Source organism: Nostoc cycadae WK-1 (assembly GCF_002897135.1).
Classification (GTDB): Bacteria; Cyanobacteriota; Cyanobacteriia; order Cyanobacteriales; family Nostocaceae; genus Nostoc_B.
Genome location: NZ_DF978433.1, coordinates 1 through 22,495, shown reverse-complemented (window position 1 = coordinate 22,495; position 22,495 = coordinate 1). Strand labels below are relative to the sequence as shown.

Here is a 22,495-nt window from a genome sequence, read left to right as displayed (position 1 = left end):
AGAAGTCGGGGATCTAAAATCGAAAATTTAAAATGTGTTATTGAATATCAAAAATTACTAAACAGAGGTATTTTGTTGTTTAATCTTTTGAATAAAAAAGTCTTCCAGAGAATGACGCGCTAAATCCAAAGAAATGATTTTAGCTTCCATTAAGCGAAGACTATCAAGAAAATCATAGTAATCAGCTTGTAAAGTTCCCTGCCAAGAACCATCATGGTTAAATACAAGATTAGGTATCCATTTGTGGAGAATTTCTTGATCGCCACCGTTACCTTTTACTTGGTAAGCATTAGTACTACCTAATAATTCATGGAGGGAACCAGCGCAAATTAACTCACCTTTGGCGAGAATGGCAATGCGATCGCAAATTTGCTCAACTTCACTCAGAATATGACTGTTAAAGAAAATTGTCTTCCCGGCGGCTTTTAACCCTAAAATGATTTCGCGCATTTGATAACGTCCTAGGGGGTCAAGACCAGACATCGGTTCATCTAAAAATATCAGTTCTGGGTCGTTAATTAACGCCTGCGCCATACCGACACGCTGTAGCATTCCCTTAGAGTAACGACGCATTTGTTTTTTGCGTGCATCAGCTAAAGGTAGACCAACTAATTGTAAAAGTTGAGGAATGCGATCGCGCTGAATACGACGAGGAATTTGGAACAGTCCCGCCGCTAACTCTAAAAATTCCCAGCCAGTGAGATAATCATATAAATAAGGGTTTTCTGGCAGATAGCCAAGACTTTGCTTAACTTGGCGATCGCCCAATGGTTTACCCAACAATAATCCCCGTCCCCCACTCGGACGGATAATTCCCAGCAAAAGTTTTAATAAAGTGGTTTTACCAGCACCATTTGGCCCCAATAACCCAAAAGTTTCCCCCTGATAAACCGTCAAAGAACAGCCTTTGAGAGATACAACTTTTTGATTCAGCCAAAAGCCACTACGGTAAACTTTTCGCAAATCAAAAGTTGCAACAACTGGCGGAACATCGGTAGGTTGCGGTTGCGCTTCAGCAGTATCTACAACAGATTTCATAATGCTTCAGTGATAACTACCAAAGTTATAGCCGCAAGTTTAATTTACTGGTATCAGTGTTTTCCTTAGAGGACGGTAATCTAAATTTATAGCCATTTTTGCTTAACCTGGCTATAAAAGAGGCAATCATCTCTGTGCTGATAATAGCGATGAAATTTCATCGAGTTTTCCAGATTTTTGCCCCAATTTTTTTAGCGGTAATTTGTCTAATTATTTGGATTGGTTCTCAATCACCAGATTCTAAACGGGCTAAGTTCTGCCGCAGTGCTAAACCTCTAACGGAAATCCAAGCTAATAATTACGATAATCTGGGAATTTATTGGCATAGTGGAACATTTATCAGAAAAGTTTCTCTGGATGATATAGGCGAAATCAAAGTAATTATTTTTCCTAGAGGACTTTCACCGCAAACTTGGTCAAAGATATCTTCATCATCGATTCAATATATTGGTAAAGGTGGTGATGATAGTTGGCAAGAATGGTTACGTCCTGATTATTTTTATCTGCTTGAAGTTCCTCAACAAGCTACAGCCTTGGCATTTGGCAGACTTTGTTATCGCAATGGCGATGTAGAAGTTGAGTCAATCAAAAAGCTGACACCAACTGCTCTGGGAAAAATAAGTATCAATGACAAAATTTATCTTTCTCATTTATACCCATTACCAAAAATTAGTTCATCTACTGTCATTGTGAATACAGGCAGTAATCGTCTAGATACTCTTGGCACTCAAACAGAAGTATATTTCACGACAGTAAAACTTCCAGCAGAAAATTAGACTTCAGAAAATCTTGATTGCATAGATAAAAAGCAATGTCATTAGTTATTTGTAAATACAAATGACTAATGACTAATGACTAATTTATAAAACACCTTTAGAACTAGGAATCGTCCCAGCACGACGTGGGTCAAATTCAGTTGCCATCCGCATAGCTCTAGCAAATGCTTTAAATGTTGCTTCAATAATGTGATGGGAATTAATCCCATCTAACTGACGAATGTGCAGTGTCATTTGGCTATGATTCACCAATGCCACAAAAAATTCTCGCACTAGCTGAGTGTCATAGGTTCCCACGCGTTGTGTGGGAATTTGTAAGCCGTAACTTAGGTGAGGTCGTCCAGAAAAATCTAACGCCACTTGAATCAAAGCTTCATCTAATGGTGCTAAAAAGTTACCAAAGCGGACAATACCTTTTCTATCACCCAATGCTTGATGCAAAGCTTGTCCTAAAGTTATACCCACATCTTCATTAGTATGATGATCATCAATTTCCCAATCTCCCTTGGCTTTGACATCTAAATCAATCAAACCGTGAGAGGAAATTTGATGCAACATGTGGTCTAAAAATGGAACGCCAGTTGCAGCGTTGCATTTTCCTGTGCCATCTAAATTAATAGTTACTTGCACATCAGTTTCACCAGTCACACGGTGAACAGAAGCAATACGAGCAGGTGTAATTGATGAAACTTGGTGCAGAACAGAATTTTTATTAGAGGTATCGCTAATTTGCATAGTTAATGAGGAAGTAGGAAGTCAAAAGTAAAAAAGCAAAAGTAAAAAACAATTCTTTTACCCTTCGGGTTCACCACTTGCTTCTCCTAATCGGAGACGCTGCGCGAACAAGCCGAGAAACCCGTCCAACGTAGTGGTTCACCTTTTTACTTTTAACTTTTGACTTGAGTGATACTATTACATTCCCATAATTTCATATCCTGCATCCACATACAGAACTTGCCCAGTAATACCACTGGATAAATCACTGCACAAGAAAGCCGCCGTATTACCTACTTCTTGTTGAGTGACTGTACGTCGCAGAGGCGCTACTTGTTCTACATGATGAATCATATCTAAAATTCCGCCAACTGCCGAAGATGCCAAAGTCCGAATTGGCCCGGCTGAGATGGCATTGACACGAATATTTTCTGGGCCGAGTTCTGCTGCTAGATAACGCACACTCGCTTCTAAACCAGCCTTAGCTACTCCCATCACATTGTAGTTAGGAATAGCTCTAACCCCACCAAGATAAGTCAAGGTGACAATGCTACCACCTTCTGTCATTAACGGTTTAGCAGCACCGCTTAACTGTACTAAAGAATAGGTACTAATTTCTAAAGCTGTATTGAAACCAGAACGAGAGGTTTGGCTAAAACCTCCTGTTAAATCATCTTTATTGGCAAAAGCCAGACAGTGGATCAGAATATCTAACTTGCCCCATTTTTCCCGCACTGCCTCAAAGGTAGAGTGAATCTGTTCGTCGTTTTGAACATTACAAGGCACAAATAAGCTGGGATTGAGAGGTTCTACCAATTCCGCAACTTTTTTCTCCATTTTGCCACGTTCATCGGGCAGGTAAGTAATACCTAAATTAGCGCCGGCTGCGTGCAATTGTTGAGCGATACCCCAAGCGATGGAGCGATTATTGGCAATACCTGTAACAAGGGCGTTTTTTCCAGTCAGATTCAGCATACAAATTATTAACAGGATCAATCATGATGAAGATGTCCGAGCAGTATCAAATATTTTTCTTTATCCCCATAGCACAGTGTAGCGTTCACGACTCTACTATTCAAAAAATAAAAGCATTTTGAACAATAGTTGCTTTCACGAAAGTTCGTTTGGCAACGCGATGACTGTTTTTGACTTGGGCGTAGCTGTAATAGCTTTTCTTTTCCAAAAGGAAATAACACCCTTGAGTCTAAATTTTTTAGGGGAATTGAGGATACTTCAACTGCTGAATGTATCACCTGGGACTTTTCAGACATCCTCTTAGGAGGATACTAGAAACTGAGGCCTGTTTTGCTGGGTTGACCACAGTATTTAGAAAAATCATGTTTGACAGGAAAGAATACATGGGTCAGTCGCCAGAATTCTCTCATTGAATCTTGGGGTACTGGCGGATGAATAAACTATGAAACACTACACCAAATTGAAAATTTGCTGGTGCTTCTAGGTAACAGATATTTTTCCCCAAGGATTGATTTTGACTCTGAATTGTGAATTGTGAATTCTTCTTTAAATCAACAAGTGCGTTTCCTGCATAAAAAATTGTCTGCTATTCCTGAAGATATTCTCAAGATATAATGAATTTTTTTGCAAAAAACCTGATGAATAGGAGTTTGTAAGTACTTATAACAACTACTAGCTAAAAAGGTGAAAAATTATGTATCATTATGAACAAATAACTCTGATGTTTGGTATTTGAGTATAGGAAAGTACAGAAAGGTTGACGGTGATTTATTGATTTTTCAGGTGTATTCTTAGGTAATCAGTTTATTTGTTTTTCCGGCATTGGGTAGGGGAAGGGAGATGATCGTGACACAAGATAAAGCCCTAGCAAATGTTTTTCGTCAGATGGCAACTGGCGCGTTTCCGCCTGTTGTGGAAACGTTTGAACGCAACAAAACGATCTTTTTTCCGGGCGATCCTGCTGAACGAGTTTATTTTCTTCTTAAGGGTGCTGTAAAACTTTCCAGGGTATACGAAGCAGGAGAAGAAATAACAGTAGCGTTGTTACGGGAAAATAGTGTTTTTGGTGTGTTGTCTTTGCTGACAGGAAATAAGTCGGATAGATTTTACCATGCTGTTGCATTTACACCTGTAGAATTGCTGTCAGCACCAATCGAACAAGTAGAGCAAGCACTAAAGGAAAATCCAGAATTATCAATGTTAATGCTGCGGGGTCTGTCTTCGCGGATTTTACAGACAGAGATGATGATTGAAACTCTAGCTCACCGAGATATGGGTTCCAGATTGGTGAGTTTTTTATTAATTCTTTGTCGTGATTTTGGTGTTCCTTGTGCAGATGGAATCACAATTGATCTGAAGCTATCTCATCAGGCGATCGCAGAGGCAATTGGTTCTACTCGCGTGACGGTCACTAGGTTACTTGGTGATTTACGTGAAAAGAAAATGATTTCTATTCATAAAAAGAAGATTACTGTGCATAAACCTGTTAGCTTAAGTAGACAGTTCACTTAAACAAGAATGTCAGCAGTCAGAACAAAAACGTTATTCATTCTGAATTTGGGCTGACTGACGACTGAATTCTTTGTTGTTCAAAGCAATTGGAGGTAGTGGAGTTGGCAATTATTGTGTTTTTGCAGATAATACCCATAGCTGGAGTTAAATCATAAATTGATGAATCTTCGCTATTGCCAATCATCCATCCTCCACAGACAATGCTCGAAAGTAGTAGGCTGTATCTGGAACCATTTCGGTAGCTGAAGATGACCACCGGGTACATCCTCATAGCGGCAATTTTAATTTTGGGAGGCGTAATTGCCACTGTGGGCGATCGCATTGGCACACGGGTTGGCAAAGCACGCCTCTCACTATTCAAGCTTCGGCCAAAAAATACGGCGGTAGTGGTGACTATTTTCACTGGGGGCTTAATTTCGGCTTCCACTCTAGGAATTTTGTTTGCAGCTGATGAAGGATTGCGTAAGGGAGTTTTTGAATTAGAAGATATTCAAAAAGACCTGAGAAACAAACGAGAGCAACTTAAAACCGCAGAAACGCAAAAAAGCCAAGTAGAGAAAGAGTTAAGCCAAGCGAGAGTTGAACAAACCAAAGCGCAACAAGATTTACAGATAATTAATAAATCGTTGCAAGCGGCAAATGCTAAACAACGAGAAACGCAAGCAAAACTCAACCAAACTATTAGCCGCCAAGCCCAAACACAGGCGCAACTGCAACGCACTCAAGGGCGCTTGAATCAAGTAGCAACTCAATATCAACAAGCCAGATCAGAATTACAAAACGTTTACAATCAGAGAAAAGCCCTACAAGTGGCGGTAGGACAATTAAAGGCAGAACAACAAAGATTGTACGCAGAGGCGAAAAAGGCAATTGATGAAGCGAAAGCAGCCATTACAAAACGCGATCGCGAACTCGCCAACCGCCAAGAAATTATTGAAAAACGCGATCTCAAAATTGCCCAACTAGATAAACTCATTCAAAATCGTAATTTAGAAATTACTGCACGAGAACAAGTTATTGCCACACGGGAATCTCGCCTCAAAGAACTAGAAAGACAACAGGATTATTTAGAACAGGAAGTAGCCAGACTAGAAAAATACTATCAGTCTTATCAAGACCTGCGTTTAGGCAAGTTGGCTTTGGTTCGTGGTCAAGTTTTGGCTGGTGCTGTGATTCAAGTTAAGCAAGCTACTGCTGCGCGTCAGGCGGTGTTGCAACTTTTAGGTGATGCTAACCAAAATGCGATTTTTCAATTAACTGAACCAAGTGCAAAACCAGAAAATACCCAAATTCTGCGTGTGACTCCAGAAAGAGTTGAGCAGTTGATTAGACAAATTAGCGATGGTAGAGAATATGTTGTGCGAATTTTCTCCGCAGGCAATTACGTCAGAGGCGAAAAACAGATAGAATTCTTTGGAGATGCTGCACGCAATATATTAGTCTTTGCAGGAGGAGAGGTATTAGCTAGTACCAGTGCTGATCCTAGAAGTATGTCATCTTATGAGCTACGGCAAAGGCTAGATTTACTTATTTCTGCTTCCCAATTTCGGGCTAGGAATGCTGGTATTGTGGAAAGTGTGCAAGTAGATGGAACTTTTTTGCGATTTATCAACCAATTAAGACAATACGATCAGCCTTTAGAGATTAAAGCGATCGCCTCAGAAGATACTTATACAGCAGGGCCTCTGCGAGTTAAATTATTAGCTATCCAAAACGGCAAAGTCATTTTCAGTACGTGAAATACCGAAACAATAGGGATTAGAAGTTACAAGTTAAAGTTCAGTAACCATCGGTAATTGCTAAAAACTTTTTTTATATATCTTGCTGTACCCAGTTGAAAATTTTAGCTGATTGAATATGAATTTAAATGAATTCTCGCCAACTCAACCAGTAATTCTTGGCTTTGATCCTGGTAAAGATAAGTGTGGTTTAGCCGTAATGGGATTAGATCGGCAACTGCATTATCATCAGGTTGTACTCGCACAAGAAGCGATCGCCAATATAGAAACCCTTCAAAAAAGATATCCTGTTTCCTTACTAGTTATGGGTAATCAAACCACAGCCAAGCAGTGGAAACAAAAATTACAACAAGAATTATTACAACCTTTAAATATCATGTTAGTAGATGAGCGATATTCTACCTTAGAAGCACGCGATCGCTATTGGCAAATGTATCCGCCCCAAGGAATCACAAAACTTTTACCAAAAGGGATGCGCCAACCACCCAGACCAATAGATGACATTGTGGCTGTCCTCTTAATTGAAAGATATTTAAATCGCCTGACAGAATCAGCAGTTAATAGTCAATAGTCAATGGTCATTTGTCCTTAGCTCAAGAGGTAGAACGTATTTCATACTTCATACTTCATACTTTTTCTCTCATAATTCTGCTCGGATAGTAAAAGCATAATCGCCTCCTGGTTCCAACTGATAATCTTGTTTTTCTAAAAAGCGCCCAAGAGGTTCTTTGATTAAAGCGCGACCTTGGGAAGGCTTCACAGACAGTTCTCCACGGCGGAAATGCCACTGGAAATGCCACTCAAAATCTCCCGCGCTGACTTCGCCCTCAAGAAAGCCATGTTGCCAGGATTGGCGCGTAATTCTGACATGGGCAGTAGTTTCTGGCAAACGTTTTGCACTCACAATGCTTTGGATAAAGTGTGGAATAAAAGCAAACAAGGCAGTCTACTTCTTTTATTTACCAAACTTCGCTGCGATCGACAAACTGACAAAAGGGAGTTTTAACACTTTGTTGAAGAGCCAAACGGCTGAAATTATAGATTAATATTGTCAACTCTTTGCTGTAATCATCTAACAAAATCAGATAATTTATCACATTATGATTACTTGGCGCATTCAAAAAGTATCGTGATGACAAATGTTACAAATGAAGACTATAAGATAACAAATTGATGAATGTATGCTCTCAATATGGGTTAAAAAGTGATTGCTATCGTAACAACATCTCCAATAGTTTCAGGCGTTATAGCCTATTTAAATTGTCCAAAAAATTCTGAGAACGTATTTTTATAATTCCCAAAATTAGGTTGCTAAAAATTGAGTATATAGGTACAAAATAATTTTTTAGCCTGCGTTTGGCCTTGGCGTTGCCATAGGCTAGGCAGGCTTAATTCTGATAGCCGCGAGTTGACTCATTCGGCGTTTTAATTTGTATGACTTAAACAAAACTTTTAAAAAAGCTACGGCGATGCCTACAACAAAGGCATCGCGGATTTTAGAGAATATCTAAAATCCCAAATCGATTTATCGATTTACTGCCGCAGCTTCTCGCGCCGCAGCTGCTTGGTCTGGATGGATACCCAAACGTGTGAGATTGATTCGTCCTTTACCGTCAATCTCGCGCACTTTGACAATCACTTCATCACCAACTGCGACTTCATCTTCAACTTTGCCCACGCGGTAGTCAGCAAGTTGAGAAATGTGGATCATCCCTTCCTTTCCGGGTAGGAATTCAACAAATGCACCTATTGGGATAATTCGCGTAACGCGACCTGCGTAGACATCTCCTTCATGCAGCTTGCGGGTCATCCCTTGGATAATATTTCGGGCTTTTTTGGCTTTGCTTTCATCAACAGCAGATATGGTAACAGTACCATCATCTTCAATGTCAATTTTCGCACCAGTTTCTTCGGTGATGCCTTTAATTGTCTTACCGCCAGGGCCGATGACTAAACCAATCATGTCTGGGTCAATCTTGATAGTCAGCAGTCGGGGCGCGTAGGGTGATGTTTCTGTGCGTGGTTGGTCGATAGTTTGGAGCATTTTCTCCAAGATGTGCAACCGTGCATCTTTGGCTTGGTGAATGGCTTGGGCAATGGTTTCCAAAGACAAACCAGAGATTTTCATATCCATTTGTAAGGCTGTAATCCCGCTATCGGTGCCGGCAACTTTGAAGTCCATATCACCGAGGAAGTCTTCAATGCCTTGAATATCAGTCAAAACGCGGACTTCATCACCTTCTTTAATCAGACCCATTGCCGCACCACTGACGGGTTTGATAATCGGTACACCAGCATCCATGAGGGCGAGGGTAGAACCGCAGACTGAACCCATTGAGGTGGAACCGTTGGAAGAAAGTACTTCTGAAACGATCCGAATCACGTAAGGAAATTGTTCTTTGGGTGGCAGTATTGGCAAAATTGCCCGTTCTGCTAAAGCTCCGTGACCAATTTCCCGTCTACCAGGCGCACGCATTGGCTTGGTTTCGCCAACGGAGAAGGGAGGGAAGTTGTAATGGTGCAGGTAGCGCTTGGATTGGTCTGTTTGCAGGTCATCATTGAGATTTTGGGCATCGCCAGGAGTACCAAGGGTACAGTTGGATAGTACCTGAGTTAGTCCGCGATTAAATAAACCACTACCGTGGACGCGTTTTGGTAAGACACTAACTTGACAAGAAACAGGACGTACTTCATCTAGTTTGCGACCATCAACGCGGATATTATCTTCCACGATTTGACGGCGCATGAAATATTTGGTGATTTCTTTAAAAGTCTTACCAAGTGCTTTAGGATCACTTGTCGCAGCTAGGCGAACGGGATCTTCTTCAGGTAGTTCGGCGATCGCAGTTTGGATTGTATCTTTAACTACATCTAAAGCTGCATCGCGTTCAGGTTTAGTAAATGTAAATTGAGACAGAATTTTCTTAATCTCGTCATTGGCGCGATCGCGAATATAATTTTCCAGGGTCTGGTCTACCTCTGGTGGTGCTTGGTGAATTATTTGCAAACCCAAGTCGGCAATGATATCTTGCTGTGCTTTGATTAAATCCCGTACCGCTTCATAGCCAAAATCAATCGCTTCGATAATATCTCGCTCTGGCAGCTGATTAGCTCCTGCCTCAATCATGATTACGCCTTCTGGCGAACCAGCCACGATCAAGTCTAGGTCTCCAGCTTCAATTTCTGCATAGGTAGGATTAATAATGAAATCATCTCCTACTAACCCTACCCGCACGGCTGCCATTGGCCCGTTAAAGGGTATTTGGGCAATCAACGTAGCAATGGAAGCACCAGTGACTGCGAGAACATCAGGTGGTACTAACTCATCCATTGATAATGTTAAAGCGATGATTTGCAGGTCATCCCGCAACCATGAAGGGAACAGAGGACGCAGAGGACGGTCTATCAGACGGCTGGTGAGAATTGCTTTTTCCGGTGGACGACCTTCCCGGCGCATAATCCCACCAGGAATTCTACCTGCTGCATAAAGTCTTTCTTCGTAATCTACTGTGAGGGGAAGAAAATCAATGCCTTCTCTGGCTTGTGATCTCGTAGCTGTTACCAAAACAGCTGTGTCCCCTGATTCTATCAAAACTGACCCACCAGCTTGGGGAGCTAGTAGGCCTAACTTCAGTCGAATATCCCGTCCATCAAAGGATATTGACTTTTCAACTTCTGCCATTCAGTTTTTTTTCCTTCTATGCACGCTATTCTCTCTCTGTGGCAATCCTAACATTTATGCACTCTTGCTGGCTTCTGTTACATACAAAGATAAACAAGTTATTTCCTGCCAAATGTATTACATGTTTACTCATCAAGCGGCAGTAGATTTGACGGCTTGCTTATCTTTTAGGATTGTCACAGGTAGAATATGCCTAATCATACTCAAAAGTCTACAAATTGCATATATAACAATCTATGTAATTTATCCAATACTGGTGGAGCTAAGAAATATAAAGTAGATTTTTTTACACCTCCTCAACGAAATGCGACATTTCTTAAATCATCATTAAAATTAGATGGAAACAATCTCACACCAGTATGTAAACCTAGTTGTACAATAGTACCAACGTTACAAAAATAGCTGCACTAACCTCAACAGAATAAACATTAATTCAATCACTAAAACACCAATTTTTCATCATGAGTAATTAAATTTTTAGCAGCCATTTAAATTGCAGTTTTGGATAATTTGATAATTTATAAATATCCATAAATCTAGAATAAAAGTAAAAATTGGCAGAATTAATCTCGCCCAAATAAAAGGCAATCATCAGCATTATTGGAAATATTTAGTCTGGTCAAAATTTGAGTAGTTAAAAATGGCGATTTTACACGGCAGTTGGATCAGAAAAAATCAAAATAGTTGTTTATTTATCTGGGGAGAAACTTGGCGATCGCCCCAAGTGAATTGGGATATAACTCAATCTCCAGAAATACCACAACATCCATTAGCAATGACAGCAGTGGAGTTGAGTGAGTGGTTAGCAGCGAAAAATATAACAGTTACCAGCAGCAAACAACAGCAGGTACAAACTCAAACGCGATCGCGCAAAACTACAAAACCACCTGAAGCCAGTTTACCTACACATTCTCACATCATCGCCTTACCAACTCAGATTCTCCAAAACACCAAAGATAGAACATTTAACTTATTACCTGTGCATTCCGCCAGCCAAGATTTAGAATCTGGCGCTTCACCATACTTGCAACCTTGGCAAGTTACAGGTTTTTGTCTTAATACTAGTGAAACAATTAAATTTCTCCAATCTCTTCCTCTCAACATTACTGGTGGCGAAGAGGCTTTTTTCGCTGGGGATTTAAGATTTTGGTCGCAGGTAGCCCGTTGGAGTTTAGATTTAATTTCACGCTCTAAGTTTTTACCCAATATTCAACAGCAAGCAGATGGTACTACAGATGCAGGGTGGCAAGTGCTTTTAGACAGCGCTGTAGATAGCACTCGCTTAGAAAAATTTGCGGCGAAAATGCCACTGGCTTGTCGGACTTATCAAGAAATGGGAAATGGAGATATTTCTGTAGATTTCCCTGAATCTGCACAAGCATTAATTTTAGAATTTCTTAACAGCACAATAGATGTGCAAGTGCGAGAGATGGTTGGTAATCAACCCATCATTGAAGCCAGAGTGATGGCTGCTTTACCATTATCATTACGACAGTGGTTGCAAGCTTTAACTAGTGCATCTCACACTGTGGTTGCAGATGTAATTGGTGTAGAACGGTTAGAAGCAGCACTGAAAGCTTGGACTTTGCCACTACAGTCGGAAATAACAGGAAAGCCGCTATTTCGCACTTGTTTTCAATTAAATTCCCCTGGAATTGGCGAAACTGAATGGACACTGGCGTATTTTCTCCAGGCTGCTGATGATTCAGAATTTTTGTTAAATGCTGCAACAGTTTGGCAAAACCCAGTTGAACAATTAAATTATCAAAACCGCAGCATTGATAAACCCCAAGAAACTTTCTTACGCGGATTGGGTTTAGCTTGTCGATTGTATCCAGCGATCGCCCCCAGCTTAGAAACAGAATACCCCCAATATTGCGAGTTAACCCCAATTCAAGCCTACGAATTTATCAAGTCCGTAGCTTGGAGGTTAGAAGATAGCGGTTTAGGCGTAATTTTACCGCCTAGTTTAACCAACCGCGAAGGCTGGGCGAACCGTTTAGGGTTAAAAATTACCGCCGAAACGTCCAAAAAACAAAAAGAACGCCTAGGTTTACAAAGTTTACTTAATTTTCAATGGCAATTGGCGATCGGCGGACAGACAATTTCTAAAGCAGAGTTTGATCGACTAGTAGCTTTAAATAGTCCCCTAGTAGAAATTAACGGCGAGTGGGTGGAGTTGCGTCCCCAAGATATCAAAACAGCCCAGACATTTTTTGCTTCCCGTAAAGAACAAATGGCACTTTCTTTAGAAGATGCCTTGCACCTCAGTACAGGCGATACCCAAGTAATTGAAAAGTTACCAGTGGTGAGTTTTGAAGCATCTGGGGCATTACAAGAATTAATTGGGGCTTTAACCAATAATCAGGAAATAAAACCCTTACCCACACCCGTAAGTTTCCAAGGACAGCTGCGCCCTTATCAAGAACGTGGTGCAGCTTGGCTGGCTTTTTTAGAACGTTGGGGTTTAGGTGCATGTCTCGCTGACGACATGGGACTAGGCAAAACTATTGAGCTGATAGCTTTTGTTTTATACCTAAAAGAACAGGATTTACTAGAAAAACCTATATTATTAGTCTGTCCCACTTCTGTTTTAGGTAACTGGGAACGAGAAGTGAAAAAATTTGCTCCCAGCCTAAAAGTAATGCAGTATCACGGTGACAAGCGCCCTAAAGGTAAAGCATTTGTTGAAGCAGTAAATCAGCATAATTTAATCATTACGAGTTATTCATTAATTCACAGAGATGTGAAATTATTGCAGACTATTTCTTGGCAGATAATTGTCTTAGATGAAGCCCAAAATGTAAAAAATCCTGATGCCAAACAGTCACAGGCAGTTCGACAGTTAGATGCCACATTTCGCATCGCGTTAACAGGCACACCAGTAGAAAATAGACTGCAAGAATTATGGTCTATTTTAGATTTTCTCAATCCTGGTTATTTAGGGAATAAACAATTCTTTCAACGGCGGTTTGCGATGCCGATTGAAAAGTATGGTGATGCGGCTTCTTTAACTCAATTGCGTTCCTTGGTTCAACCTTTTATTTTAAGAAGGTTGAAAACAGATAAAGAAATTATTCAAGATTTGCCAGATAAGCAAGAAATGACAGTATTTTGTGGTTTGACTACAGAACAAGCCGCACTATATCAGCAAGCAGTAGACACATCTTTAGTTGAAATAGAATCTGCCGAAGGATTACAAAGACGGGGGATGATTTTAGCATTACTAACTAAACTCAAACAAATTTGTAATCACCCATCTCAGTATTTAAAAGAAACAACATTAACACAACATAATTCTGGTAAGTTGCAACGCCTAGAAGAAATGTTAGATGTGGCGATTGAGGAAGGAGACAGAGCGTTAATTTTCACTCAATTTGCTGAATGGGGTAAATTACTCAAACCCCATTTAGAACGGCAATTGGGTAGGGAAGTTTTCTTTTTATATGGCAGCACCAGTAAAAAACAACGTGAGGAAATGGTAGACCGTTTTCAGCATGACCCACAAGGGCCACCTGTAATGATTCTTTCTTTAAAAGCTGGTGGTGTGGGATTAAATTTAACCCGTGCTAATCATGTATTTCACTTTGATAGATGGTGGAACCCGGCAATTGAAAATCAAGCTACAGACCGAGTATTTCGGATTGGTCAAACGAGGAATGTCCAAGTACATAAATTTGTTTGTACTGGCACATTAGAAGAAAAAATTCACGACATGATTGAAAGTAAAAAGCAATTAGCCGAACAGGTTGTGAGTGCTGGTGAAGAATGGTTGACAGAATTAGATACAGACCAACTGCGTAACTTACTCATACTTGATCGTCATGCTTTGATTGATGAAGATGGGGAATAACATAGAATGTTTTTAAAGTTGATTAGCAAAAAAATTAATTATGACTACATTACAAACAAGCCGGGAATGGTGGTCACAAAGATGGCTAGAGTTACTCGATTCTTATCGCTTTAAAAAGCGTTTAGAACGTGCCAGAAATTATGCTCGTCAAGGTAATGTTCTCAGTATTGAATTTAAAGGTGCGAAAGTATTAGCTAAAGTTCAAGGTAGTGAAGTTGAACCTTATAAAGTTTCTCTTTCTCTTGACTCTTTTAGTGATGAAGAATGGGGATATGTAATTGAAACCATGTCTAAAAAAGCATTATTTTCTGCCAAATTATTGGCAGGAGAAATGCCCCAAAATATTGAAGAGGTTTTTACTGCCAATGGTCTTTCGTTATTTCCGTTTACGTTGGGTGATGTTCACAGTAAATGTTCTTGTCCAGATAAAGCCAATCCGTGTAAACATGTTGGGGCTATTTACTATCAATTAGGCGACAGATTTAGCGAAGATCCTTTTGTGCTATTTCAATTAAGAGGGCGCACTAAAGAACAAATTATCAGTGATTTGCGCCAGCTACGGGGTGCTAAATCTGAAGTGAATACGCATCTAGCATTGGATACTCAAAAACCACTCGCACACAAGCAATCTTCAGTAAACCTTAACTCGTTTTGGGAATATCATGAGCCTTTAGATTCATCTCTAGTAGTGATTACCCCTAGTATGAGCGAGACAGTCTTAGATGTTTTAGGGGCTATCCCCTTGGCTAAAACTGAGGAGGATGTAATAAATTTGAATTCTGGTGATGTGGTAATGAAGTATTTAGATACTCTTTACAAAGATGTTAGCCAAAAAGCTGTTTTAGCAGCTATGAATGTGGGAAGCAGTTAATTTTGTATGTAATTAAACCAGAGGCATGTATTTAAATTAACATGGAAATTCAAAGCAAAATTATTACAGTAGAACTTGCTGATGGTACAAATATTAAAGTTGAAGCTACACCAATAGGCGATCGCAAATCGAATATTCAAGTTAGACAGTTTAGTGAAGTCACTGAGCCAATAGCAGCGCTTGTTAAAGAAATTGCTGAAGTATTAAATAAAGTGAAACCAGATAAAGCTAGTGTCAAATTTGGGATAGATATTGGCATTGAATCAGGGAAGCTTACACCTGTACTAGTGAAAGGTAATGATACAGGTAATCTGGAGATAACCCTAGAATGGAACACTGTTGAGAATGGGTGTAAGGGTGTGAGGGTATAGGGGTGTATTATTCAGAACCCTTACTTTATACCCTACACTCAGTCTCCACCGAAAATCTTGTGCGTAACTCCTAATTCAAAGAAAAAGACTCTTGTTCTAAAACAAGAGCCTTTTAAAATTCGATTGTCAGTGATGAAAAAAATATTTCAACTTAGTCAAGGTCGTTCATGAACATTACTGGTTCATTCTCACGGTCGATACCTTTCTCGAAACCACCAGCAGCAGCACGAGCGCGACCCGCGTGCCACAAGTGACCTACTAGGAAGAAGAAACCTAATACGAAGTGAGAAGTAGACAGCCACGCACGGGGAGACACGTAGTTGAATGAGTTGATTTCAGTTGCTACACCACCTACAGAGTTCAAAGAACCCAGAGGAGCGTGAGTCATGTATTCAGCAGCACGACGAGCTTGCCAAGGCTGAATATCGTTCTTAATTTTTTCGAGGTCAAGACCGTTAGGCCCACGTAGAGGCTCTAACCAAGGGCCACGGAAATCCCAGAAGCGCATGGTTTCACCACCAAAGATGATTTCACCTGTAGGAGAGCGCATCAAGTATTTACCAAGACCTGTGGGGCCTTGAGCAGAACCAACGTTAGCACCTAAGCGTTGGTCACGAATCAAGAAGGTTAAAGCTTGTGCTTGAGAAGCTTCAGGGCCTGTGGGGCCGAAGAACTCACTGGGGTAAACGGTGTTGTTGTACCAAACCATACAAGAAGCGATGAAGCCCATTAAGGATAATGCGCCCAAGCTGTAGGAAAGGTAAGCTTCACCAGACCAGATAAAGGCACGACGCGCCCAAGCAAAAGGCTTGGTGAAGATGTGCCAAATACCGCCAGAAATACAAATTAAGGCAATCCAAATATGACCGCCGATTACGTCTTCTAAGTTATCGACGCTCACAATCCAACCTTCGCCACCGAAGGGAGATTTGATGAGGTAGCCGAAGATAACTGCTGGGTTCAGAGTTGGATTAGTAATGACACGCACATCACCACCACCAGGAGCCCAGGTGTCATAGATACCACCGAAGAACATAGCCTTCAGTACGAGCAATAATGCACCACAGCCCAAGATAATCAGGTGGAACCCGATGATGTTGGTCATCTTGTTCTTGTCTTTCCAGTCATAACCAAAGAAAGAAGAGTATTCTTCTAAGGTTTCTGGGCCACGAACGGCGTGATAGATACCGCCAAAACCCAAGACTGCGGAGGAAATTAAGTGAAGTACACCAACTACAAAGTAGGGGAAGGTGTCGATTACTTCACCACCAGGGCCTACACCCCAGCCTAAAGTAGCGAGGTGAGGCAACAGAATCAAGCCTTGTTCGTACATAGGCTTTTCTGGGATAAAGTGAGCAACTTCAAATAAAGTCATTGCTCCAGCCCAGAAGACAATCAAGCCAGCATGAGCAACGTGAGCGCCTAGCAGTTTACCAGACAGGTTAATCAAACGGGCGTTACCAGACCACCAGGCAAAACCTGTTGATTCTATGTCGCGTCCGCCGCCCATAACTGCGGGTCTATTAGAGAGCGTTACCACGAGGTAATACCTCCTCAGGGAATATAAATTGTTCGTGGGGCTGATCTTGAGGAGCCATCCAAGCGCGGATACCCTCGTTCAGCAAAATGTTTTTGGTATAGAAAGTTTCAAATTCTGGGTCTTCGGCTGCCCGCAATTCTTGGGAGACGAAGTCATAAGCCCGCAGGTTGAGTGCTAAACCGACAATGCCAACGGCACTCATCCACAAACCTGTCACTGGTACAAACAACATGAAGAAGTGCAACCAGCGTTTGTTGGAGAAGGCAATCCCGAATATCTGTGACCAGAATCGGTTTGCTGTCACCATTGAGTAGGTTTCTTCTGATTGGGTGGGGTTGAAGGCGCGGAAGGTGTTGGCGGCTTCACCGTCTTCAAACAAGGTGTTTTCGACTGTGGCACCGTGAATGGCGCACAACAGCGCTCCACCGAGTACACCTGCTACTCCCATCATGTGGAAGGGGTTGAGTGTCCAGTTGTGGAACCCTTGCAAGAATAACAAGAACCGGAAGATTGCGGCTACGCCAAAGCTGGGTGCAAAAAACCAAGACGATTGTCCCAAGGGGTACATCAGGAAGACGCTGACGAATACCGCGATTGGTGCTGAGAATGCTAGGGCGTTGTATGGTCGGATGCCTACTAACCGCGCAATTTCAAATTGCCGCAACATGAAGCCGATTAGTCCAAAGGCTCCGTGTAGCGCTACGAATGGCCATAATCCTCCTAATTGACACCAACGGGTGAAGTCGCCTTGCGCTTCTGGCCCCCACAACAGCAATAGGGAGTGTCCCATGCTGTCTGCTGGTGTTGATACTGCTACTGTCAGGAAGTTGCAGCCTTCTAGGTATGATGATGCTAATCCGTGGGTGTACCACGAGGTGACGAAGGTTGTACCGGTTAGCCAACCGCCTAGTGCTAGGAAGGCGCAGGGGAATAATAATATTCCTGACCAACCTACGAATACGAAGCGATCGCGCTTTAACCAGTCGTCTAGTACGTCAAACCACCCTCTTCTACTGGGGGCCCGTCCTACTGCGATGGTCATCGGACTAAAATCCTCTTTTTACTAAAAATTTCAACGCTTTTGAGGAATAAACGTTTTTTTGACAGTCTCAGCTGCTTTCAGGCTACTGAGTTTCTGAGAGCTTGCCGCCTCAGTAAGTTGGCTTTTCTCAGGCTTATGCCATTACACGTACCATTGGCTAGTAACCTAGCTTGTGGTAACTTAATGATCCTTAACTTATCACATTAGTTCGGTTTTTTGCCCGAACTACGCAGGGAAATCCTGTATTGATCACAAACCTATTAAATAATATGAATATCAGAATTTTTACAATCTGACACAACTTTTCTCAGAAATCTCAAAATTTAGAGAGTGGGAAGAAGGCAGGGGAGCATACTTCGAGTGCGCTCAGTAAGCAGGGGGGCAGGGATTAAGGGAGAATAGTTATTGATGATTGATTAGGCAAGAAATCACAGGCGAAGGTAGTTCTATGACGGCATCAACAACAATTAACAAAGGCGATTCACCAAATGGCGATCGCTCTTCTACGAGTGTTTTACATCAAAAAGTTCTTGGTTCTCGTCGGTTGAGTAACTACTGGTGGGCAACTGTCGTGACTTTAGGTGCCACAGGCTTTTTGTTGGCAGGCATATCTAGTTATTTAAAAATCAATTTACTATTAGTCACCGATCCTACTCAACTAGTGTTCGTACCCCAAGGGTTAGTAATGGGATTGTACGGCACTGCTGGTGTACTTTTAGCTTTTTATCTGTGGCTAATGATTTTCTTGGATGTGGGTGGTGGCTACAACGATTTTAATCAAGAAACTGGTACCCTTAAAATCTTTCGGTGGGGATTTCCCGGCAAAAATCGGCGCATTGAAATTGATGCTCGCATCCGCGATGTGCAATCTGTACGGCTGGAAATTAAAGAGGGTTTAAATCCGCGTCGTGCAGTTTACCTACGCCTTAAAGGTCGACGAGATGTTCCTTTAACCAGAGTGGGACAACCACTATCTTTGACGGAAATAGAAACAAAAGGCGCAGAGTTAGCCCGCTTTTTGCAAGTACCTTTGGAAGGACTTTAATTGAAGTTAAAAGTAGAAAGGCAAAAGTTAAAAGAAAATAATCTTTTGCCCTTCGGGTGCGCCATTTGACGACAGTTGCCTCAAGTCGGGAGACCCTTTCAGCAGTTCCTCCTGGCGGAAACCCCCTTGGCGTTAGCCTCTCCCTTTGGGAGAAGACCGGACTGCTTCACCACGGCACTGTCTCCTTTATGGCGGGAAACCCGTCCACCGCAATGGCTTACTTTTTACTTTTACCTTTTAACTTTATTCACTTGAGAGGATAAGATACTCTGGTTGAGTCAGTACCTGAAAATGCGGTTAAAAGTGACAAAATTTTTAGTTACGTTTTTGATGGTTGCGGCTTTAATGTTGGGAGGATGTTCCACACAGCAAGTTAGCTCTAACTCCTCTTCTCCAGCAACAGCATCTCCATCAAGTACTACAACAACTACTGAAGCAACGTCTGTATCTGAAACAACAAGTGAGAGTATCCCAGGAATGAACAATTTACCACGGCTTGAAGGTAAAGCTACTGTGGTGATGACGGTGAAAGGTTCACCAATCACTATCGAAGTAGATGGCACAAATGCACCCATTACAGCCGGTAACTTTGTCGATTTAGTCCAAAAAGGCGTGTACGATGGGTTGGCATTCCATCGAGTAGTGCGTGATCCGCAACCGTTTGTTGTTCAAGGTGGCGATCCCCAAGGGAAAGATCCAAAATTTCCAGCCAGTAGATTAGGGACAGGCGGTTATATTGATCCCAAAACTGGCACCGAACGCTATATACCTTTAGAAATCAAACCCAAAGGTGAAGCCAGCCCAATTTACAGTAAAACATTTGAAATGGCTAGGGTAACTACAACACCCGAATTAACCCATAAACAAGGCGCGATCGCAATGGCGCGATCGCAGCAACCAGATTCAGCTTCTTCGCAGTTCTACTTTGCGTTAGCTGATTTGGGTTTTCTAGATGGTAACTACGCTGTATTTGGTCAGGTAACTCAAGGTTTTGATGTAGTGAACAAAATTCAGCAGGGCGATCGCATTGATTCTGCTAAAGTCACTCAAGGCGCAGAAAACCTAAAAGTTCCTCAATAATATCGAGATGTTTAGATCCCCCCTAGCCTCCCTTTTTAAGGGGGGAACTAGAATCAAAGTCCCCCTTTTTAAGGGGGATTTAGGGGGATCAAGTTTATTTATTTCCTTTCAATGACTCAATCAGATTTCCAATTAAAGGAAACTGTTTGATTACTCTTACTGTTAACTCGACAAAATTTTCTTCAGACAGACGGTCATCTTGTCGCAGTTGCAGAACGCCAATTAAGATAATAAATATAGCTGTACCGATAATAGTTAAAGCTAAATAATGAAACGGTAGGAAACCACCCAATGTTCCAATTAGGGTGAATACAACTACACATACAAATAAATAAAACATTCCATTTCTAAAAGCCCAAGGTAGTGTAACTTGAACTTCTGATTTAGAAGGTTCTTCTGGTTTTTCCGATGGATCTGTCATAATGTTATTCCCTTCGGTTGAGTGCTGAATTACGACTTTTTCGATATTTCCTGCAAAGGTGACGGAGGAATGAGAAACAGAATCTCGACTTTTGTCCTGTTCTAGTTCTGTTCTATCCATCACATCATCAATTAAGCTCAAGACATTGACCATTTTATAAGGTTTCTTTTGACATTGAATTTGGTCTTGCTTATCAGCTACAAACTGCCTCAATGTTTCTGAAAGATAAAAGTGAGGTTCTTGGCTATCTTTGCAGGTGAAACAATTGCAGGGAATTAATTTGTCGTATTTGAGTCGCTCGTAAGATTGATGAATTTTGTCTAGTTCGTAGGTAACTTGTGTCATCAAATCTCTTTTGAATTTACCTGTGATTCGGATTTTAATTTCTCGCTTGTCGTAATATTCAATTACTTCGGCTTTTGTTTCTTCTTGGCTGAGAATTACACCGCTTTTCCAGACAATTTGTTGGTTATCCATCAGATCAATTAAGTTGTGTATGGCAACAATAAACTGAGTGATGATACCTTTAGGCATGAATTCATAAGTGTAACGGAGGATGATGTTATTTGTTTCCTCCCATTCATATTGCGGCTGTTTTACTGTTAACAGTTGTGGTGCAATGTATGTTTTGGGATTGTTAGGGATTTCGTAACATAGCTTGAAGTTGATCATCAATTGCAAGAGTTCTCTTTGCTTTTCAGCATATTCTGACTCGTGCCAAATTTCCTTGAGGTTTTGCCAGGTAAACTTGCCCAAGTTATTAATTACTTGGGGAGCATCTAAAACTCTGTAAACTGCATCAGTACCCCACTTGGGTTTGAGGATGAGAGTCTTTTCTAAAATGGGGTCATCTTGAAAGTGCAAGCATACTCCTAAATCGTGGAGATAGCCACTTAACTGCAATTTGTCTTTTTGTTTAGTAAAACCATTTTGCTGGCAGATGTTGAAATATTCATCTAAGCTGATGTAGTTGCGTGGATCATTTTCTAAAGTTTCTCTAACTTTTACCCACGTTTTAGGTAATGGTGTACCCACGAGAGGTAAAGACCTAATACAATGCTTGATTTCTCGGATGACATTCTCTAAACGTTGGTCGTTTTTAGCCAGGTTGGTTGCTAAGGTTTCTTTGAGGTTATTAAATTGCCCTTTCAATTGAGGTTCATTAATTTCACGCGCTCTATCGTCCTTCTCATTTTTAATTATTAGCACTGGGCTGCTTTCACTGAGCAATTCCACCACATTTAGCCAGTAGTAAAAATCAGTGTCTTCTTTGCGATTATCTGCAACCAAAGCATAGAGAGAACGTTTAGTGAGAAAAAATTGGTGGGTGGTATGGTAAATCTCTTGTCCGCCAAAATCCCAAATGTTAACTCGAAATTCTCGCCCGTTTTCCATTGGGAAGATCCACTGGATCACCTCAATTCCCTTAGTAGAATCTTCTTGTTTGAGTTGATAATTTTGATTTTCAATCTTTTTGGCTAGTGTTGTCTTACCTGCACCTGCTTCACCGACTATGAGTAACTTGGCCTCGTATAGATTATCTGTGCCTTCTATTTCCAATTGGCGGAAATAATCTCTAATGGCGGCAATACCTTTTGCAACAATTTCTGGCGGCGGCGTTTCGATTGGGTTGTCGCTTAAATCCAGGGAGGTGAGTTGTTGGAGACTGGCGATCGCTGGCAGTGCCGTGATTTTGTTGCGGCTTAAATCCAGGGAGGTGAGTTGTTGGAGACTGGCGATCGCTTCTGGCAGTGTAGTGATTTGGTTGATGCTTAAATCCAGAGAGGTGAGTTGTTTTAGACGGACTATCGCTTCTGGCAGTGTGGTGATTTGGTT

General features: G+C 41.3%; 17 protein-coding genes. 9 read left to right on the top strand and 8 right to left on the bottom strand.

Annotated features, from left to right (window positions below; genetic code table 11):
* Nucleotides 1-57: 57 nt before the first annotated feature.
* Nucleotides 58-1,038 carry an ABC transporter ATP-binding protein gene (locus tag NCWK1_RS18935; RefSeq protein ID WP_103125800.1) on the bottom strand — a complete coding sequence of 327 codons (981 nt, stop codon included), beginning with the start codon at nt 1,036-1,038 and terminating at the stop codon, nt 58-60.
* A 149-nt stretch (nt 1,039-1,187) separates the two neighbouring features.
* Here NCWK1_RS18935 and NCWK1_RS18930 point away from each other — a divergent pair, with 149 nt between their 5' ends.
* On the top strand, nt 1,188-1,814 hold the full coding sequence (locus NCWK1_RS18930; protein ID WP_103125799.1) for a hypothetical protein: 627 nt from the start codon (nt 1,188-1,190) through the stop codon (nt 1,812-1,814).
* Between the two features lie 84 nt (nt 1,815-1,898).
* Here the strand turns inward: NCWK1_RS18930 and hisB are convergent, their stop codons facing one another.
* Both hisB and fabI read right to left on the bottom strand, forming a co-directional pair.
* The gene (hisB, locus tag NCWK1_RS18925; RefSeq protein ID WP_096584274.1) at nt 1,899-2,549 is read right to left on the bottom strand and encodes an imidazoleglycerol-phosphate dehydratase HisB; all 651 of its coding nucleotides are present in this window, start codon (nt 2,547-2,549) and stop codon (nt 1,899-1,901) included.
* A gap of 177 nt (nt 2,550-2,726) precedes the next feature.
* A complete protein-coding gene (gene fabI / locus NCWK1_RS18920) occupies nt 2,727-3,503 on the bottom strand; it encodes an enoyl-ACP reductase FabI (RefSeq protein ID WP_096584271.1) in 777 nt (258 codons plus the stop codon).
* An 840-nt stretch (nt 3,504-4,343) separates the two neighbouring features.
* Here fabI and ntcA point away from each other — a divergent pair.
* The 3 genes from ntcA to NCWK1_RS18905 all read left to right on the top strand — a co-directional run bounded on the left by ntcA (nt 4,344) and on the right by NCWK1_RS18905 (nt 7,325).
* Nucleotides 4,344-5,015 carry a global nitrogen regulator NtcA gene (ntcA, locus tag NCWK1_RS18915; RefSeq protein WP_015113299.1) on the top strand — a complete coding sequence of 224 codons (672 nt, stop codon included), beginning with the start codon at nt 4,344-4,346 and terminating at the stop codon, nt 5,013-5,015.
* Between the two features lie 248 nt (nt 5,016-5,263).
* Nucleotides 5,264-6,754: a DUF3084 domain-containing protein gene (locus NCWK1_RS18910; protein WP_096584268.1), complete on the top strand. Its 1,491-nt coding sequence runs from the start codon at nt 5,264-5,266 to the stop codon at nt 6,752-6,754.
* Nucleotides 6,755-6,872: 118 nt separating this feature from the next.
* A complete protein-coding gene (locus NCWK1_RS18905; RefSeq protein ID WP_103125798.1) occupies nt 6,873-7,325 on the top strand; it encodes a pre-16S rRNA-processing nuclease YqgF in 453 nt (150 codons plus the stop codon).
* Between the two features lie 69 nt (nt 7,326-7,394).
* Here NCWK1_RS18905 and NCWK1_RS18900 read toward each other — a convergent pair whose 3' ends face one another.
* Nucleotides 7,395-7,658 (bottom strand): DUF3146 family protein, encoded by a 264-nt coding sequence (locus NCWK1_RS18900; protein WP_062287265.1) that lies wholly within the window; start codon nt 7,656-7,658, stop codon nt 7,395-7,397.
* A gap of 621 nt (nt 7,659-8,279) precedes the next feature.
* The gene (locus tag NCWK1_RS18895) at nt 8,280-10,436 is read right to left on the bottom strand and encodes a polyribonucleotide nucleotidyltransferase (protein WP_103125797.1); all 2,157 of its coding nucleotides are present in this window, start codon (nt 10,434-10,436) and stop codon (nt 8,280-8,282) included.
* Between the two features lie 640 nt (nt 10,437-11,076).
* Here NCWK1_RS18895 and NCWK1_RS18890 point away from each other — a divergent pair.
* The 3 genes from NCWK1_RS18890 to NCWK1_RS18880 are packed head-to-tail and all read left to right on the top strand — an operon-like array spanning nt 11,077 to nt 15,531.
* A complete protein-coding gene (locus NCWK1_RS18890) occupies nt 11,077-14,289 on the top strand; it encodes a DEAD/DEAH box helicase (protein WP_103125796.1) in 3,213 nt (1,070 codons plus the stop codon).
* A gap of 40 nt (nt 14,290-14,329) precedes the next feature.
* Nucleotides 14,330-15,160 (top strand): SWIM zinc finger family protein, encoded by an 831-nt coding sequence (locus NCWK1_RS18885; RefSeq protein WP_096584243.1) that lies wholly within the window; start codon nt 14,330-14,332, stop codon nt 15,158-15,160.
* Between the two features lie 41 nt (nt 15,161-15,201).
* The gene (locus tag NCWK1_RS18880) at nt 15,202-15,531 is read left to right on the top strand and encodes a CU044_2847 family protein (RefSeq protein WP_096584240.1); all 330 of its coding nucleotides are present in this window, start codon (nt 15,202-15,204) and stop codon (nt 15,529-15,531) included.
* A gap of 151 nt (nt 15,532-15,682) precedes the next feature.
* Here NCWK1_RS18880 and psbC read toward each other — a convergent pair whose 3' ends face one another.
* Together psbC and psbD are read right to left on the bottom strand one after the other, a co-directional pair.
* On the bottom strand, nt 15,683-17,071 hold the full coding sequence (gene psbC, locus NCWK1_RS18875) for a photosystem II reaction center protein CP43 (protein WP_096584237.1): 1,389 nt from the start codon (nt 17,069-17,071) through the stop codon (nt 15,683-15,685).
* Nucleotides 17,055-18,113 (bottom strand): photosystem II D2 protein (photosystem q(a) protein), encoded by a 1,059-nt coding sequence (psbD, locus tag NCWK1_RS18870; protein WP_096578797.1) that lies wholly within the window; start codon nt 18,111-18,113, stop codon nt 17,055-17,057. Before psbD ends, psbC begins: the two co-directional genes overlap by 17 nt.
* A gap of 448 nt (nt 18,114-18,561) precedes the next feature.
* Between psbD and NCWK1_RS18865 the strand changes: the two genes are divergently transcribed.
* Together NCWK1_RS18865 and NCWK1_RS18860 are read left to right on the top strand one after the other, a co-directional pair.
* On the top strand, nt 18,562-19,158 hold the full coding sequence (locus NCWK1_RS18865; RefSeq protein WP_096585747.1) for a photosystem I assembly protein Ycf4: 597 nt from the start codon (nt 18,562-18,564) through the stop codon (nt 19,156-19,158).
* Between the two features lie 291 nt (nt 19,159-19,449).
* Nucleotides 19,450-20,238, top strand: a complete 789-nt coding sequence (locus tag NCWK1_RS18860) for a peptidylprolyl isomerase (protein WP_096584234.1) — start codon at nt 19,450-19,452, stop codon at nt 20,236-20,238.
* Between the two features lie 94 nt (nt 20,239-20,332).
* Here the strand turns inward: NCWK1_RS18860 and NCWK1_RS18855 are convergent.
* The coding region (locus NCWK1_RS18855; RefSeq protein WP_187308183.1) for a COR domain-containing protein at nt 20,333-22,495 on the bottom strand (2,163 nt) is incomplete at its 5' end.

Bases quoted from the DNA above. Each gene is read 5' to 3' on its own strand.
- hisB (WP_096584274.1), bottom strand. From the start codon at position 2,549: ATGCAAATTAGCGATACCTCTAATAAAAATTCTGTTCTGCACCAAGTT.
- NCWK1_RS18935 (WP_103125800.1), bottom strand. From the start codon at position 1,038: ATGAAATCTGTTGTAGATACTGCTGAAGCGCAACCGCAACCTACCGAT.
- fabI (WP_096584271.1), bottom strand. From the start codon at position 3,503: ATGCTGAATCTGACTGGAAAAAACGCCCTTGTTACAGGTATTGCCAAT.
- NCWK1_RS18890 (WP_103125796.1), top strand. From the start codon at position 11,077: ATGGCGATTTTACACGGCAGTTGGATCAGAAAAAATCAAAATAGTTGT.
- NCWK1_RS18865 (WP_096585747.1), top strand. From the start codon at position 18,562: ATGACGGCATCAACAACAATTAACAAAGGCGATTCACCAAATGGCGAT.
- NCWK1_RS18885 (WP_096584243.1), top strand. From the start codon at position 14,330: ATGACTACATTACAAACAAGCCGGGAATGGTGGTCACAAAGATGGCTA.
- NCWK1_RS18895 (WP_103125797.1), bottom strand. From the start codon at position 10,436: ATGGCAGAAGTTGAAAAGTCAATATCCTTTGATGGACGGGATATTCGA.
- ntcA (WP_015113299.1), top strand. From the start codon at position 4,344: ATGATCGTGACACAAGATAAAGCCCTAGCAAATGTTTTTCGTCAGATG.
- NCWK1_RS18905 (WP_103125798.1), top strand. From the start codon at position 6,873: ATGAATTTAAATGAATTCTCGCCAACTCAACCAGTAATTCTTGGCTTT.
- NCWK1_RS18880 (WP_096584240.1), top strand. From the start codon at position 15,202: ATGGAAATTCAAAGCAAAATTATTACAGTAGAACTTGCTGATGGTACA.
- NCWK1_RS18860 (WP_096584234.1), top strand. From the start codon at position 19,450: ATGCGGTTAAAAGTGACAAAATTTTTAGTTACGTTTTTGATGGTTGCG.
- psbD (WP_096578797.1), bottom strand. From the start codon at position 18,113: ATGACCATCGCAGTAGGACGGGCCCCCAGTAGAAGAGGGTGGTTTGAC.
- NCWK1_RS18910 (WP_096584268.1), top strand. From the start codon at position 5,264: ATGACCACCGGGTACATCCTCATAGCGGCAATTTTAATTTTGGGAGGC.
- NCWK1_RS18930 (WP_103125799.1), top strand. From the start codon at position 1,188: ATGAAATTTCATCGAGTTTTCCAGATTTTTGCCCCAATTTTTTTAGCG.